Source organism: Bradyrhizobium sp. ARR65 (assembly GCF_000472385.1).
Taxonomy (GTDB): domain Bacteria; phylum Pseudomonadota; class Alphaproteobacteria; order Rhizobiales; family Xanthobacteraceae; genus Bradyrhizobium.
In genome coordinates, this window is record NZ_AWZU01000005.1 from 202,806 (window position 1) to 217,194 (window position 14,389).

The following is a 14,389-nucleotide window of genomic DNA, read 5'->3' on the forward strand; positions in this document are numbered from 1 at the left end:
GTTTAACATTGCAACGCGGGTGCAATTATTCCTCGTCGTCCCGCTTGCGCAGGAGATCCTTCGCAAGATCAGCGAGCACTGGCCGCGGCAGCGCCGCGAAGGGCAATGGACGCGTCACCTCGATGGCGGCGAGACCCAGACGCGCGGTGAGCAGGCCGTTGAGCACGCCTTCGCCGAGCCGCTGCGACAGCCTTGCCGCGATGCCATGGCCGAGCACTTGTTGCACCAGGCTGTCGCTCGCCGCCATGCCGCCGGTAATCGCAAGGTGCGCGATGACGTGGCGCAAGAGTCTGATCATGCCGAGCGCGCCCGGCCGTCCGCCATAGAGCCGCGCCAATTGCCGGATCAGCCGCAAGGAGGCCACGAACACGAACAGCACGTCGATCACGGCACGCGGGCTGACGGCGGTGACGATCGATACGCGCTGCGCCGCCAAGGACACCAGGCGACGCGCCTCGCGGTCCAGCGGCGTCATCAATTCGCGTTCGGCGAGCCGGATCATGTCGGCGCCGTCGATGATATCGTCGACATGGCCTTGCAGCGCCAGGCGGGCGCGGGCGAGTTGCGGATTCTGGTGTGCGATCCTCAGGAGCTGTCGCACGACATCGCGGCTCTCGGCGCGCTCATCGCTGAGCAGCACCGAGGCCGCGCGGGCCTGCAGCTTTTCGATCGCGGCTAGCCGCATCAGGCCGACCGTTTCGCGCGCGGTGACGGCAGCAAGCGCGAGTGCCGCCGTGAAGGCAAAGACGAGGCCGACAATGCCGAGGCTTTCGCTGCGGGCGAACAGATCCTCCACCAACTGCGTGACGCCGAGCCCGAGCCCGAGCAGCACGAGTCCGGCGATTGCGGCCCAGAACAGCGCGCCCCAGCGGAAGCCGCGCCGCTCCAAGACCGGTGCTTCGATCGGCACCGGCAGCGACGCCGGCTCTGCTTCCGGGGTGATCTGGATGGTGCCGCGCGACGGCCGAGGCGCGTCCTTTTCATCGACCACGACAACGCCGGGATCGTCGAGCCGGAAGGTTTGCGGCTTGCGCGGTTGCTGGCGCTCGCTCATTGCAATCGATCTCCAATCAGAAACTGCAGCGCGCGGTCGAGGCGGATGTGAGGCAGCGCGGGCGCGCCATCGCCATCGCGCTCCAGCGGCGGCGGGCGGAAACGCAGGAAGCGGAAGTCCGATGCTTCGGCCGCCGTGCTGGAAAGTCCGCGAAAGGAGCCTTCGCCATCGAACAGCGCCTCGGGATCGGCGGGCAGGTCGCCGGGAAAGGTCGCGACTTCCGTCTCGCCGTCAAAGGTTTCACCGCCATCCGTCTCGCCGGGCAATGGGGTGCCGAGGATCGAGGGCAGTTTGTCGTGGCCGCGGGAGACCATGGCTTCGCGCGTGGCGCGGACCGCCGCCAGCGCCACGACGTCGATCGTGGCGCCGGTGCTCTCGGCCTTCGCGACCGCCCTGGCGACCGAGCGGCGCAGGATGGCCTCGAGTCTATCATGGCTCGAGTGGTGCAGATGGTCGGCCTTGGTGGCGGCAAACAGAATGCGGTCGATCCGCGGCCGGAACAGCGCTGATAAGAGGGTCGAGCGGCCGACCCTGAAGCAGTCGAGAATTCCGGCCAGTGCCGCCTCGAGATCGTGCAGCGCCTCAGGGCCGGAATTGAAGGCCGCGAGCGCATCGACCAGCACGATCTGGCGATCGAGCCGCGCAAAATGATCGCGGAAGAAGGGACGTACCACCACGTCCTTGTAGGCTTCGTAGCGGCGGACCATCATCGCCCACAGCGAGCCTTCCGGCGCCGCACCGTCTGGCGGCACGTCCAGCGGCGCAAAGGTGAGCGCCGGCGAACCCGCAAGATTGCCTGGCATCAGGAAACGCCCGGGCGGCAACAGGCTCATGGCAAACCGCTCGTCGCGGCAGGCGCGCAAATAGTCGGTGAAGAGTTTCGCCGCCACGAGCGTCGCCTGCTCGTCTTCCCGGCCGCTCGGCTCAAGCGTGGCGAGCTGCGCATGCCAGACGGCCGCGAGCGGCGCACGCGGCTTTTCCCGGGACAGCTCAAGGCTCTCTCGCGCCCATTGCTCGTAGCTCTTGTTGAGGAGCGGCAGATCCAAAAGCCATTCGCCGGGGTAATCGACAATATCGAGCGTCAGTGTCCGCTCTGCGCTGTTTTGTCGCTGATAGTCGATCACCAGACGGAGCTCGCTGATGTCGACGGTTGAGTTCGGCCAGCCGCGCTTCTCGATCAAGGTGTGCAAATGGCTCTCATAGGCAAAGCGCGGCACGGCATCATCAGGCTGCGGCGCGAGCTGGGCGCGGGCGATCCGCCCGGAGGCATAGGCCTCGAAGACAGGAAAGCGGCCGCCGCGTGTGAGCCCATGGATCAGTGCGGTGATGAACACGGTTTTTCCGGCACGTGACAAGCCGGTAACGCCGAGCCGTACGGTCGGGTTGAAGAGGTGCTCCCCATAGTCTAGCAACGCCCGCGCCGAGAGGCGGGCTTCCTCGACGATATCGGACAGGCTGAGGGCCATAAAGCGACGGAAACTCAGGGCAGGAGAACGGGCGGGAACGCTAGGGCAAAGGTGGCCATTGCATAGCCGAAATCAAGCTTCACACTGGCGCAGGTGAACCACGGTTAAGGTGGCTTGAACCCATCGTTCACCAGTCAACAACTAATTCTACCGCTCAACCAGAAGGTTTTTCGGACCAAGCCATGACGATGTTCAAGCTGAAGCAACTGGCCTCGACCTCCGTCCATGCGGCGGCGGGGGCGGTCGGCTGGGATTATGATCGCGCGGAACTGATCGCCGACGGCATCGTCCATGCCATTGGCATCATCCTAGGACTGATCGCCGCCACCGCGCTGGTGGTGTTGACCGCGGTCTATGCCACCGCGCTCGATATCGTCGGCGTGTCGATCTATGTCGCCGGCCTGCTCACCATGCTGGTGCTGTCGGCGACGTACAATCTCTGGCCGGTGTCGCGCGCCAAATGGGTGCTGCGGCGCTTCGATCACTCGGCGATTTACGTGCTGATCGCGGCGACCTACACGCCGTTCATCATGGAACTGGAGCCGAGCGTGTTCTCGGTTGCGCTTCTCGTCGGTGTCTGGTGCGTGGCGATCTTCGGCATCGTGCTCAAGCTCGGCTGGCCCGGCCGGTTCGACCGGCTCTCGATCGGCCTCTATCTCGCGCTCGGCTGGAGCGGGGCGATGCTCTATGATTGGGTGGTCGCGGCACTGCCGACGCTCGCGCTGCGGCTGGTGCTCGCTGGCGGCGCGCTCTATAGTCTTGGCGTGATCTTTCACGCTTGGCGGCGGCTGCGCTTCCAGAACGCGATCTGGCATTGTTTCGTGTTGCTCGGCGCGGCCTGCCATTATTCCGCGGTGCTGGATCTGATTCTAGCCTGACGGTTTTCCAAAGGGGGTCTGTCGATGCAGGTGGCCGGCAAGGTCGTGGTTGTCACGGGTGGCGCCAACGGCATCGGCAAGGCGTTGTGCGAGGCCTTTCACGGTGCCGGCGCGGCCAAGGTGGTGGTCACCGACATCGATGGCAGTGGCGCGCGGACGGTTGCCGCGGCGATCGGCGGTGCGGCGTTCCAATGCGATGTCGCGAAGGAAAAGGACATCCTGCACGTTATCGAGGAGACCGAGCGGCAATTCGGCCCGATCGCGCTGTTCTGTTCCAATGCCGGCATAGGCGGCGGCTTCGATCCGCTCTCCGTCAACGCCGGCGGCACGTCGGACGAGCCGTTCATGCGGAGCTGGGCAATCCATGTCATGGCCCATGTCTATGCCGCGCGGCACCTCATCCCACGCTACAAGGCGCGGGGCGGCGGCTATTTTCTCAACACGATTTCCGCCGCCGGCCTGCTGTCGCAAGTCGGCAGCCCCGCTTATTCCACCACCAAACATGCAGCGGTCGGCTTTGCCGAAAGTCTCGCGATTTCGCACCGGGCCGACGGCATCAAGGTCTCGATCCTCTGCCCGCAGGGCGTGGACACCAACATGCTGCGTTCGATCCCAAAGGGACCGCAATCCGGCGACGGCGATCTCTCGCCGGAACAGGTGGCCCGGGACACGCTCGCTGGGATCGGGCAGGAGACGTTCCTGATCCTCCCGCATCCGCAGGTGCTCGGCTACATGCGCAAGAAGACCGAGAATTACGACCGCTGGATCGCCGGCATGGCCAAGATCCAGGCCAAGATGCGGGAAGAGTACGGGAAGTAAGTCGCCCTTTCAGCCAACTGACTGCAGCGCCGCTGCGGCGTTGGCAGCGCGGTCGGCCTCCAAGGCGCGGGCATAAAGCATCAATCCCTCGCGCACGGTCCGCTGCTCGGCCTCGCTCAGCCGCGCCAGCGCGCCGGAGACCTGGCGACGGCCGAACGCATGCAGTGCGGCGAGTGTGCGACGCCCCTTGGCCGTCAGCGCGAGCGGCTTGAACCGCGCGTCATCAGGATCGTTCATTTGCTTGAGCTCACCCGACACGATGAGCTTGCGCACCATGCGGCTGACGCTTGATTTCTCCAGATGCAGAAAATCCGCGAGCTGCCCCGCGGTCATCGGTCCGCGGATGCCGATCTCCAGGATCGTATGCACCGCCGACGGCGGATGGTCCGTCGCCGCCACGGTGGTGTCCATGAAGCCGAGCTCGCGCACCATCTGCCGGGAGGCGGCACGAATATCGTCGATCAGAATGAGGTCGAGCGGGTTCATCTTGACTCCGGAAGTTGGTTGTATCATACAACTATAGGGCCTGCAACGGTGCAGGCAGCGGCGATGGTGGTCTGATGTCCGGTGTTGTGCGTGAAGCCTTGCCGACTGAGGGAATATTGGACAGGTCCGCAGGCCGCATGCGCGGAAAGGTCTGCCTGGTGACCGGCGGTGGCAGCGGGATCGGCCGCGCTACCGCGCTCAAGATGGCGGAAGAGGGCGCCGAGGCCGTCGTGATCGCCGGCCGGCGTGAAGCCGACATTGAGGACGCGGCAGGGGCATGCGAGCGGCTCGGCAGCCGGGCGCTCGCGCTAAGAACCGATGTCACGCGCGAGGACGATGTTGTGCGCCTGGTCGCGACGGCGCTCGAGCGCTACGGTCGGCTGGACGTCGCCTTCAACAATGCCGGTTTCCAGGAGCGTCGCGCGCCGATCGAGACGCAAGACAGCACCGTCTATGACCAGGTCTTCGACGGCAATGTGCGCTCGGTCTATCTGTGCCTGCGCCATCAGCTACCGGCGATGTTTGCCCGCGGCGCGGGACGCATCGTCATCAATGCTTCGGTGAGCGGTGTGCGCAATCCAAATTCCGGGTTTTCGCTCTATTCCGCCTCAAAGGCGGCGGTGATCTCGTTGACGCGTTCCGCCGCGATGGAGGCCGCGCCGCGCGGGGTGAGGATCAACGCCATCGCGCCGGGCCGCGTCGTCACCGACATGATGCTGCGCGCTGGCGTCGGCGACGTGGCGACGGTCGCGGCAGGGCTGCCGCTGCGGCGGATGGGTGAGCCTGAGGAAGTCGCCGAAGCCGTGGTCTGGCTGCTCTCGGATGCTGCGTCCTACGTGGTGGGCCATGTCCTCGCCGCCGACGGCGGTTTTCTGGCGTCGTAGGTCTAGGCACCGTCATTCCGGTGCGATGCAAGCATCGAACCTGGAATCTCGAGATTCCGGGTTCCGTCCCCTCGGACCGCCCCGGAATGAGGGAGAACACTAGCTCCGCCCCCTCTGCGCGTAGAGCGGCGGCACGGACGAATCCACGATCACCTCGACCAGGCTCACGCCATCATGCGCGAGCGCGCGTTTGAGCGCCGGCGCGAGTTCGGCGGCCTTCGTGACGCGCACCGCGTCGCAGCCATGCCCTTCGGCAACCTTGACGAAGTCGATCCCGGGCAGATCTAGGCCGGGCACGTTGCGCACCTGCATCACCTGGCTGAACGAGCGCATCGCGCCGTAGCCCGCATTGTTGATCACGACCACGGTGAGCGGCAGCTTGCGCTGCGCGGCCGTCCACAGCGCCTGGATCGAATACATCGCCGAGCCGTCGCCGATCAGGCAGACGGTGCGCCGCTCCGGCCGGCCAAGCGCCATGCCGACGGACGCCGGCAGGCTGTAGCCGAGCCCGCCGCTCGCCATGGTGTAGAAACTGTCCTGCCCGCGCATCGGCATGTGCTGATGCATCGCCGGCCGATGCGACGGCGCTTCCTCGACCAGTGCGGCATCTTCGCCCATCGCGGCCCGCAGTGTGTGCAGCAAGAATTCCACCGGGATCGGATCGGCCGCCGCCGGGGCCGGCGGCAGTTTGCGACCCTCGGGCGCGGCGCGTTTTGTCTCCGGCAGCAGTTCGAGCAGCATCGATAGCGCCGGCTTCATGGTCGCGACGATGCTGCTGCCGACCGGCATCACTGCGGCCGCATCGGGGTCGTCGGTGATCTGGAACATCGTGGTCGCACCGTCGAAGATCGAGGCGTGACCCTCGACGTGGAAGGTGAAGACCGGCGCGCCGATGACGACGACCAGATCGTAGCCGCGCAATGCTTCCGACAATTGGCTGGGCGAAGCCGGCAGAAAGCCCGCGAATTGCGGATGCCGCTCCGGAAAGGAGCAGCGCGCAGAGAACGGGCTGACCCAGACCGACGCCTTGGCCTTTTCCGCCACCTGCACCATCACCGCGACGGCCTCCGCGCGGTCGATCGCGGGACCGACGACGAGGGCGGGCCGGTCGCTGTTCGTCAGCGCCGCAGCAAGCGCGCGCATCGCTTCGGGCTCGGGCCCGATCTCGCGGCTGACGCTGCGGGCCTGCACCGGCTCTGCCGGATGCGTCCAGTCGTCGATCGGGATCGAGACGAAGGTCGGGCCGCAGGGCGGCTGCATCGCGACGTAATAGGCGCGGGCAATCGCGGCCGGAACATCTTCGGCGCGCGCCGGCTCGACGCTGAATTTCACATAGGGCCGCGGAAATTCGGACGCGCGCTCGGCATAGAGGAACGCCTGCAGCGGCAGGATCGAGCGCGCCTGCTGGCCCGCGGTGATCACGAGCGGTGTCTGGTTGCGATGGGCGGTGTAGATGTTGCCGAGCGCATTGCCAAGGCCGGCTGCGGAATGCAGGTTGACGAAGCCGGCATTGCGCGTTGCCTGCGCATAACCGTCCGCCATGCCGACCGCGCTCGCCTCCTGCAGTGCCAGCACATAATCGATATCGTCGGGCCAGTCGCTCAGGAACGGCAACTCGGTCGAGCCGGGATTGCCGAATACTTTCTTGATGCCGAAGGCGCGGAGCAGATCGAGCGTGGCGTGCTTGACGGTGAGGGAGGTGGTTTTGGCAGATTTCGCTGGCATGGTCGCTTTACCACTGACTCAGTCATTCCGGGTTCGCCTCTTTGAGGCGTCCCGGAATGACGGCGGACACACTACCACGTCGCGGTGCCCTTCATCGTCGGCTGGCCCGCATCATTCGCGGTCCACATCTCCATGCTCGCCCCGTTGTCGTTGGCGTTGATGGAGAACTCGCTGCCTTCGAATAGCGGCTGCACCCCGCGGTAGACGAACTTTTTCGGCGCCGTGCCGCCCCGCAGTTTTGCCGCCATTTCCACGATCAGCGCCGCCTGCAGTGGCCCATGGAAGATCAACCCGGGATAGCCCTCGACCTTGGTGACGTAGTCGCGATCGTAATGGATGCGATGGCCGTTGAAGGTGAGTGCCGAATAGCGGAACAGCAGCACCGGATCGGAGACATGGGTCTCGCGATGTTGCGCCGCCGGCGGCAGTGGCGCGGGTTTTGCGGGCGCTGCCGCAGGTGCGCCGCTCATCTCGCGATAGACGATGTCCTGCCGCTCGCGAATGGCAACGCCGCGCGGCGTCGTCACGGTGTGTTCGACCGAGACGAAACACAATTGTCCGGTCGAGCCGCTCTTCAACGTGACATCCGCGATCCGCGACGTGCGTGTCGCCTCATCGCCGACCCGCAAACTATCAAGAAACGTGAGTTCGCCGCCGGCCCACATCCGGCGCGGCAGCGGCACCGGCGGCAGAAAGCCGCCGCGGGCGGGGTGGCCGTCTGGGCCGAGTTGCGACATCGGAAACACCGGCTGCGCCAGGCACCAATGCACCGTAAGCGGCGCAGCGTCGCCAGCTTTCGGCTCGCCGATCTCCTGGAACAGCGTCGCACGCAGTCCCTTCACGAGCTGCGCGGTGACGATGTCGGATGCCTCCTGGGTGCGGCCGATCCATTGCCGGAGATGATCGAGATCGAGCTTTTCCGTCATGACGATTTTGCCCGGGCGCGAGGAGCTTCGGATGTGTCTTTACGTTCGCCGATGGCCGGCACCGCGCCGTAATGCCGCTCTTCACCGACAACGATCGCGGCAGGCGCGGGATAGGTGACGACGCCCTTCGGCGTCTCCACCTCGATGCGGCGCAGATGCGGATGCACGGTGAGGTCGGCCATGGTATTGACCTCGGCGAAGGCGATGTCGGTGTCCGACAGACGCTTGAGCAGCTCGTCGCGCATCATCCTGGCAAAGCTGTCGCCGACGGTCTTGTCGGTGAGCGCGCGATTGCGCACGCGCTCGACCATGTTGGCGAAGCGCGGATCGTTGGGCAGGTCGGGCTGTCCCAGCACCTCGGCACAGAGCTTCTTCCATTCGCGCTCGCTCTGGATCGAGATCAGGATGTCCTTGCCGTCCTTGGAACGGAACACGCCGTAAGGCGCGATCGAGGGATGGGCGAGGCCCATGCGCTTGGGCGGATTGCCGGCTTCCGAATTGAGCAGCGGCACGGTGAGCCAGTCCGCCATCACGTCGAACATCGAAATCCTGATATCGGCGCCTTGTCCCGTGCGTCCGCGCCCGATCAGTGCCTCCAGGATCGCGGCATGCGCGGTGGCGCCGGTTGCGATGTCGACAATGGAAAGCCCGACGCGCGAGGGGCCATCCGCGCCGCCGGTGATCGAGGCAAGCCCGCTTTCGGCCTGGATCAGGAGATCATAGGCCTTGCGGTGCGCATAGGGTCCGGTGTCGCCATAGCCGGTAATGGTGCAGAGAATCAGCTTTGGATAATCCTTGCGCAGGCGCTCAAGCGAAAAGCCGAGCTTGTCCATCGAACCCGGCTTGAGGTTCTGCAGCAGGATATCGGCGCCGGCGATCAACTCTTCGAGCTGTTCGCGTCCCTCCTTGGTGGCGAGATCGACCACCACGGACTGCTTGCCACGGTTGAGCCAGACGAAATAGCTGCTCTGGCCCTTTGCCGCCGCGTCATAGCCGCGGGCGAAATCGCCCTCGGGCCGTTCGATCTTGATCACTTCCGCGCCGGCATCCGCCAGGCGTGACGAGCAGAACGGGGCGGCAACCGCCTGTTCGACCGCGATGACTTTAATTCCCTCGAGCGGCAGCATCAGTAGGCCTCAGTAAGAGCGGGGCATGCCGAGCACATGCTCGGCAATGTAGGAGAGAATGAGATTGGTCGAGATCGGCGCCACCTGGTAGAGCCGCGTCTCGCGGAATTTGCGCTCGACGTCATATTCCTCCGCAAAGCCGAAGCCGCCATGGGTCTGGACGGCCGCATTCGCCGCCTCCCAGGAGGCATCGGCCGCCAACATCTTGGCCATGTTGGCCTCGGCGCCGCAATCGAGCCCGGCCTCATATTTGCGCGTAGCTTCCCTGACCATCAACTCCGCCGCGCGCATCGACGCATAGGCCTTCGCGATCGGAAACTGGATGCCTTGATTCTGGCCGATGGGCCGGCCGAACACCGCGCGCTCCTTGGCATAGTTGGTCGCCTTGGCGATGAACCATTTGGCGTCGCCGATACATTCTGATGCAATCAGGATGCGCTCGGCATTCATGCCGGAGAGGATATAGCGAAAACCCTTGCCTTCCTCGCCGATCAGATTCTCCGCCGGCACCTTCATGTCGGTGAAGAACACTTCCGTCGTGGAGTGGTTCATCATGGTGCGGATCGGACGGATCGTGAGCCCCGCCTTCTTGGCTTCCCGCATGTCGACGATGAACACCGACAGTCCGTCAGTGCGCTTCTTCACCTGGTCCTTCGGCGTGGTGCGCGCCAACAGGATCATCAGGTCGGAATGTTCGGCGCGGCTGGTCCAGATCTTTTGGCCGTTGACGATGTAGCTGTCGTTACCCTCGCGCCGTGCGAAGGTCTTCAGCGACGAGGTATCGGTGCCGCTGGTCGGTTCGGTGACGCCGAATGCCTGCAGGCGCAATTCGCCGCTGGCGATCTTGGGCAGCCATTTCGCCTTCTGCTCGGCGCTGCCGTGCCGCAGCAAAGTGCCCATGGTGTACATCTGGGCGTGGCAGCCGCCGCCGTTGCAGCCCGCGCGCTGGATCTCCTCCAGGATCGCCGCCGCGGCCGAGAGCTTCAAACCCGCTCCACCATACTCTTCCGGGATCAGCACCGAGAGATAGCCCGCCTGCGTCAGCGCGTCGACGAAGGCGGAAGGATAGGCCATCTCACGATCGAGCTTGCGCCAATATTCGCCGGGAAACTGCGCGCAGAGTTTCGCCACCTGCTCGCGGATGTCCGCATATTCGTCTTGTTGTTCGTGAGCTTGCTCTTGCGTCATTCGATTGATGGCGGCGGGCTTTTGGTTGTGAAACCGCCGCGAGCTCCCTATGCTGAATTGTTATAGCCTATGAAGTAGCATTCCAAGATTGGCAAGTATGGATTTCCGCCAGCTCAAGACCTTCAGTTGCGTGGCCGAGCTCGGCAGCCTCTCCAAGGCGTCCGACACGCTGCGGATAGCGCAGCCGGCGCTCAGCCGCCAGATCAAGCTTCTGGAGCATGAGCTGCGCGCAGAGCTGTTCACCCGAAATGGCCGGGGCATGGTGCTGACCGAAGCCGGCCGCCTGCTGCTGGCGCGCACCGCGGGGATCGTCCGCCAGATCGACCAGATCCGCGATGACATCCAGTCGCAGGCCGGCGCGCCGTCGGGCCGGGTCGTGCTGGGGCTTGTTCCCACGGTGAGCTGCGTGCTGTCGGCGCGGCTCGCGCGCCGCACGGTGGAACGCTACCCCGGCATTTCCCTCTGCATCGTGGAGAGCTACAGCGGTCATCTCATCGAGTGGCTGCATCGCGGCGAGATGGACCTTGCCGTGATCTACGGTCCCTCGGCCGACCTGCACCTCTCCATGCAAAATCTGGGACGCGACGCGGTCGTGGCGGTGGGGCCGCGCGGCTCCGGGTTGTCGCGCAAGAAGCAGGTCGAAATGGATTGGCTGCTGCGCCAGAAGCTCGTGCTGCCCAGTCATTCGCACGGGCTCCGCGCCCTGATCGAGCATGCCGCTGCAAAGAAGAAGCTGAAGCTCGACATCCAGGTGGAGGCGGATTCGTTTCGCGTTCTCACCAGCCTGGTTGAGGAGGGACTCGGTTTTGCGCTGCTGCCGCCATCGTCTGTACGGGACGAGGTTGCGGGCGGAAAGCTCGAAACCGCTGCGATTGCCAAGCTCGGTCCGATGCGCGAATTGATCATCGCGTCCCCCATCGACCATCCCGGCTCCGCCGCGATCGCAGCCGTCACCGCGCTGTTGCGCAGTGAAACGGAGGCATGCCGCGATGAAGGCCTGTGGGACATCAAACTGGCCTGACTAAAGTGAGCGCCCATCTCACCCGTCATGCTGAGGTGCGCGCGCAAGCGCGCCTCGAAGCATGAACGGCCCCGCTGCGAGGGACGGGCCCATCGCTCTTCAAGGCTCGTGGAGCCTGTCACCGGGGCCGCGCTTCGCGCGGCCCCGGTGGCGAGCACCTCAGGGCGACGGGAATGACTGCGGAGTTCGCTTCGGACGAACACGATGACGCCCTCAATTGACCGGCAGCCCCAAATGTCCGCGAAAGCGGTTCTTCAGGAACACGCCATCTCGCGGTGGCAACGCACGCGCGACATGCGCCGTACTGACGCGGATGCGCGCGAAGTGCGGACCATCGAAGTTCCGCAGCTTGCGACGCAATGCGGCGATCCCCTCGAAATCGGCAATGTCGCTGACCGAGTGAAAGCCGGCGCCGCCAGCGATCACCTCGAGCCGGGAACCGAGGCCGGAATGGCTCATCTGCATGCCGGTTTCGCCGAAATGGCCATTGTCGAGCACGATGATTGCGAGATTGCCGGGCTTCTTCGCCGCGATCGTCAAAAGGCTGCCGATCCCCATCAACTGCTCACCGTCGCCGGTGATCACGGCAACGGGCCGCTTGGGCTGCGCCAGCGCAAGCCCGAGCCCGATCATCGCAGCCCCGCCCATCGCGCCCCACAGATAGAAATTGGCGGCATTCTCGCCGGCATCGAACACGTCATAGGACGATGAGCCGAGGCCGCTGACGACCAGGAGATCGCTGCGATCCTCGAGCAGCGCCTTCACCGCCTCGCGGCGATCCAGGAGGTGAGGATTGGTCGTCATCACTTCGCCTCCGTCCACTTCTTGCGGCCGATCATACGCTGCGAGATCAACACGGCGATCTGCTGATCGCTGTCGAAGGCTAGGGAGGCCGCGGCGGAGGTCACCTCCTCGGCATCCTCGGGCCGCTCCAGCCGCAACACCGTCACGCCCATGATCTCCAGCGCCCCTCGCGTCGCCTTGCCCATGGGGATCTGCCACGGGTTGAACTCGGCCCATTCGCCGCGCATGGTCACGAAGGTGAGAAACGGCAGGCGGCAGCTCGCGAGCAGGGAGAGCATGTTGACGCAATTGCCGACCCCGCTCGACTGCATCAACAGCACCGCGCGATCGCCCCCGAGCCAGGCGCCGGCACAGAGCGCCACGCCTTCCTCCTCGGTCGTCAGCACCGTGGTGTTGATGGCGCTATCGCCATGCGACAACTGGATCAGCCGTGAATGCCCGGCATCGGGGACGTAGCAGACCTGCGATACACCGGCCGCCTTCAGCGCCTTGTAGATATCGAGCGGCCAGTCGCGGCTTGTTACATCGTCTGCTGTCGCAAGGTCGGCCATCATCTCCTCGGGGCTCGTTCGCATGCTGCCGAGGCTTAGAAGAAAAGCCGGCCCGCCTCTCTTCTTATCTGGTTCACCCTGTCATGCCCGAATTTTATAGCGAAGTCACCGCGAGTGCGATGCCACCTCTCCCTCCGGGAGAAGTAGAGGTGAAGAAGAGCTCGCGGCAATTTTGCAACAAATTTAGCCCGGGATGCGAACCGGAAGCGACTCGATCCCGCGCACGAAGCTGGAATAGACGCGCTTGGGCTCCCCGACCACCTCGATGCGTTCGAAGCGCTTGAGGATCTCTTCCCAGACGATGCGGAGTTGCAGCTCGGCGAGGCGCATGCCGACGCAGCGGTGGATGCCGAAGCCGAACGACAGATGCGTGCGCGGGCGTGGCCTGTCGATGATGAACTCGCCTGCCCGCTCGATCACCTCCTCGTCGCGATTGCCCGAGACGTACCACATCACGACGCGATCGCCTTTCTTGATCTTCTTGCCGCCAAGCTCGGTATCCTCAAGCGCGGTGCGCCGCATATGGGCGAGCGGCGTTTGCCACCGGATCACCTCCGGCACCATCGAGTCGATCAGCTCAGGGTTCGCGCGCAGCTTCTCGTATTCGCCGGGGTTCTCGTTCAGCGCCAGCACTGAAGCGCTCATGGTGTTGCGAGTGGTGTCGTTGCCGCCGACGATGAGCAGGATGATGTTGCCCATCAGATTGTCGGGGTCCATGTGCCGCGTGGCCTCGCTGTGCGCCATCATCGAGAGCAGGTCGTTGCGCGGCTCACTGTTCACGCGCTCATTCCAGAGCTTCGCAAAGTATGCGCGACACTCGTCCATCTCCTTGCGCCGCTGCTCGGGCGATTCGACGATGCCGCTCTTGGGCAGCGCGGTGGAGACGTCCGACCAGCGCGTCAGCTTGCGGCGTTCCTCGAACGGGAAATCGAACAGCGTGGCCAGCATCTGGGTGGTCAGCTCGATCGAGACCTTTTCGACCCAATTGAAGGTCTCGTTGCGCGGCAGGCTATCCAGCACCTTCGCAGAGCGCTGCCGGATCAGACCCGCAAGCTCGTCGAGATGCCCAGGCGTGAACATCGGCGACACGGTTTTGCGCTGTTCGGCGTGCTTCGGCTGGTCCATCGCGATGAAGCTTGGCCAGTCATAGCCGGGCGGAGCGTCCTTGATCGAAATGCCGCCCAGCCTGGCATCGGAGGAGAAGATGCCGTGATTGGTGTCGACATGCATGATGTCGTGATATCTGACCACCGACCAATAGGGCTCGATCGGCGCATTGGTGCAATAATGCACCGGCTCTTCCTTGCGCAGGCGCTCGAACCACGGCCACAGCGTGTCGCTCTGGAACAGGCGCGGCGCGCCCGGGTGAAAGTCCTTCAAGGGCGTCGAATAAGCCTCTTCGCGCGCCAGGCGCAGGCGCTCGGCCTTATCGACGTTGACGGGAGCCTGCACGTTCATCT

14 protein-coding genes are annotated in these 14,389 nt (G+C 64.7%); 4 read left to right on the forward strand and 10 right to left on the reverse strand.

The genetic code is table 11. From position 1 onward, the window contains the following. Positions 1 to 25: 25 nt before the first annotated feature. Positions 26 to 1,054, reverse strand: a complete 1,029-nt coding sequence (locus F758_RS0108815; RefSeq protein WP_024507524.1) for a YcjF family protein — start codon at positions 1,052 to 1,054, stop codon at positions 26 to 28. Further along, entirely contained in the window at positions 1,051 to 2,520 is a 1,470-nt protein-coding gene (locus F758_RS0108820) for a YcjX family GTP-binding protein (protein ID WP_024507525.1), read from the reverse strand. Before F758_RS0108820 ends, F758_RS0108815 begins: the two co-directional genes overlap by 4 nt. A 182-nt stretch (positions 2,521 to 2,702) precedes the next feature. Between F758_RS0108820 and trhA the strand changes: the two genes are divergently transcribed. Then, complete coding sequence (trhA, locus tag F758_RS0108825) at positions 2,703 to 3,398, forward strand: PAQR family membrane homeostasis protein TrhA (protein WP_024507526.1); 696 nt, start codon at positions 2,703 to 2,705, stop codon at positions 3,396 to 3,398. A 24-nt stretch (positions 3,399 to 3,422) separates the two neighbouring features. Next, entirely contained in the window at positions 3,423 to 4,217 is a 795-nt protein-coding gene (locus tag F758_RS0108830) for an SDR family oxidoreductase (protein WP_024507527.1), read from the forward strand. Positions 4,218 to 4,226: 9 nt separating this feature from the next. On the opposite strand, the gene F758_RS43490 is transcribed toward F758_RS0108830, so the two are convergent. Further along, on the reverse strand, positions 4,227 to 4,703 hold the full coding sequence (locus F758_RS43490) for a MarR family winged helix-turn-helix transcriptional regulator (protein ID WP_035721440.1): 477 nt from the start codon (positions 4,701 to 4,703) through the stop codon (positions 4,227 to 4,229). A 137-nt stretch (positions 4,704 to 4,840) separates the two neighbouring features. Here F758_RS43490 and F758_RS0108840 point away from each other — a divergent pair, with 137 nt between their 5' ends. Then, complete coding sequence (locus tag F758_RS0108840) at positions 4,841 to 5,587, forward strand: SDR family NAD(P)-dependent oxidoreductase (protein WP_024507528.1); 747 nt, start codon at positions 4,841 to 4,843, stop codon at positions 5,585 to 5,587. Between the two features lie 99 nt (positions 5,588 to 5,686). Here F758_RS0108840 and mdlC read toward each other — a convergent pair whose 3' ends face one another. From mdlC to F758_RS0108860, 4 genes are all read right to left on the reverse strand, one after another. Continuing rightward, entirely contained in the window at positions 5,687 to 7,312 is a 1,626-nt protein-coding gene (gene mdlC, locus F758_RS0108845; RefSeq protein ID WP_024507529.1) for a benzoylformate decarboxylase, read from the reverse strand. A gap of 71 nt (positions 7,313 to 7,383) precedes the next feature. After that, positions 7,384 to 8,238: an HTD2 family dehydratase gene (locus F758_RS0108850; protein WP_024507530.1), complete on the reverse strand. Its 855-nt coding sequence runs from the start codon at positions 8,236 to 8,238 to the stop codon at positions 7,384 to 7,386. Next, on the reverse strand, positions 8,235 to 9,365 hold the full coding sequence (locus F758_RS0108855) for a CaiB/BaiF CoA transferase family protein (RefSeq protein ID WP_024507531.1): 1,131 nt from the start codon (positions 9,363 to 9,365) through the stop codon (positions 8,235 to 8,237). Before F758_RS0108855 ends, F758_RS0108850 begins: the two co-directional genes overlap by 4 nt. 9 nt (positions 9,366 to 9,374) lie before the next feature. Further along, on the reverse strand, positions 9,375 to 10,553 hold the full coding sequence (locus F758_RS0108860) for an acyl-CoA dehydrogenase family protein (protein ID WP_024507532.1): 1,179 nt from the start codon (positions 10,551 to 10,553) through the stop codon (positions 9,375 to 9,377). 97 nt (positions 10,554 to 10,650) lie between these two features. On the opposite strand from F758_RS0108860, the gene F758_RS0108865 reads away from it, so the two are divergent. Continuing rightward, entirely contained in the window at positions 10,651 to 11,574 is a 924-nt protein-coding gene (locus F758_RS0108865) for a LysR substrate-binding domain-containing protein (RefSeq protein ID WP_024507533.1), read from the forward strand. 213 nt (positions 11,575 to 11,787) lie between these two features. On the opposite strand, the gene F758_RS0108870 is transcribed toward F758_RS0108865, so the two are convergent. The 3 genes from F758_RS0108870 to F758_RS0108880 all read right to left on the reverse strand — a co-directional run bounded on the left by F758_RS0108870 (position 11,788) and on the right by F758_RS0108880 (position 14,387). Next, on the reverse strand, positions 11,788 to 12,378 hold the full coding sequence (locus F758_RS0108870) for a thiamine pyrophosphate-dependent enzyme (protein WP_035721343.1): 591 nt from the start codon (positions 12,376 to 12,378) through the stop codon (positions 11,788 to 11,790). Continuing rightward, on the reverse strand, positions 12,378 to 12,929 hold the full coding sequence (locus F758_RS0108875) for a phosphonopyruvate decarboxylase (protein ID WP_035721449.1): 552 nt from the start codon (positions 12,927 to 12,929) through the stop codon (positions 12,378 to 12,380). The genes F758_RS0108870 and F758_RS0108875 overlap by 1 nt, the downstream gene beginning before the upstream one ends. 183 nt (positions 12,930 to 13,112) lie before the next feature. Then, positions 13,113 to 14,387: a cytochrome P450 gene (locus tag F758_RS0108880; RefSeq protein ID WP_024507536.1), complete on the reverse strand. Its 1,275-nt coding sequence runs from the start codon at positions 14,385 to 14,387 to the stop codon at positions 13,113 to 13,115. Positions 14,388 to 14,389 lie beyond the last annotated feature (2 nt).

What these genes read in the sequence shown, in the direction of transcription:
- F758_RS0108865 (WP_024507533.1), top strand. Translation starts at nt 10,651, where the DNA reads ATGGATTTCCGCCAGCTCAAGACCTTCAGTTGCGTGGCCGAGCTCGGC.
- F758_RS0108870 (WP_035721343.1), bottom strand. Translation starts at nt 12,378, where the DNA reads ATGACGACCAATCCTCACCTCCTGGATCGCCGCGAGGCGGTGAAGGCG.
- F758_RS0108880 (WP_024507536.1), bottom strand. Translation starts at nt 14,387, where the DNA reads ATGAACGTGCAGGCTCCCGTCAACGTCGATAAGGCCGAGCGCCTGCGC.
- F758_RS0108820 (WP_024507525.1), bottom strand. Translation starts at nt 2,520, where the DNA reads ATGGCCCTCAGCCTGTCCGATATCGTCGAGGAAGCCCGCCTCTCGGCG.
- F758_RS0108855 (WP_024507531.1), bottom strand. Translation starts at nt 9,365, where the DNA reads ATGCTGCCGCTCGAGGGAATTAAAGTCATCGCGGTCGAACAGGCGGTT.
- F758_RS0108815 (WP_024507524.1), bottom strand. Translation starts at nt 1,054, where the DNA reads ATGAGCGAGCGCCAGCAACCGCGCAAGCCGCAAACCTTCCGGCTCGAC.
- F758_RS0108860 (WP_024507532.1), bottom strand. Translation starts at nt 10,553, where the DNA reads ATGACGCAAGAGCAAGCTCACGAACAACAAGACGAATATGCGGACATC.
- F758_RS0108850 (WP_024507530.1), bottom strand. Translation starts at nt 8,238, where the DNA reads ATGACGGAAAAGCTCGATCTCGATCATCTCCGGCAATGGATCGGCCGC.
- F758_RS0108875 (WP_035721449.1), bottom strand. Translation starts at nt 12,929, where the DNA reads ATGGCCGACCTTGCGACAGCAGACGATGTAACAAGCCGCGACTGGCCG.
- mdlC (WP_024507529.1), bottom strand. Translation starts at nt 7,312, where the DNA reads ATGCCAGCGAAATCTGCCAAAACCACCTCCCTCACCGTCAAGCACGCC.
- trhA (WP_024507526.1), top strand. Translation starts at nt 2,703, where the DNA reads ATGACGATGTTCAAGCTGAAGCAACTGGCCTCGACCTCCGTCCATGCG.
- F758_RS0108840 (WP_024507528.1), top strand. Translation starts at nt 4,841, where the DNA reads ATGCGCGGAAAGGTCTGCCTGGTGACCGGCGGTGGCAGCGGGATCGGC.
- F758_RS0108830 (WP_024507527.1), top strand. Translation starts at nt 3,423, where the DNA reads ATGCAGGTGGCCGGCAAGGTCGTGGTTGTCACGGGTGGCGCCAACGGC.
- F758_RS43490 (WP_035721440.1), bottom strand. Translation starts at nt 4,703, where the DNA reads ATGAACCCGCTCGACCTCATTCTGATCGACGATATTCGTGCCGCCTCC.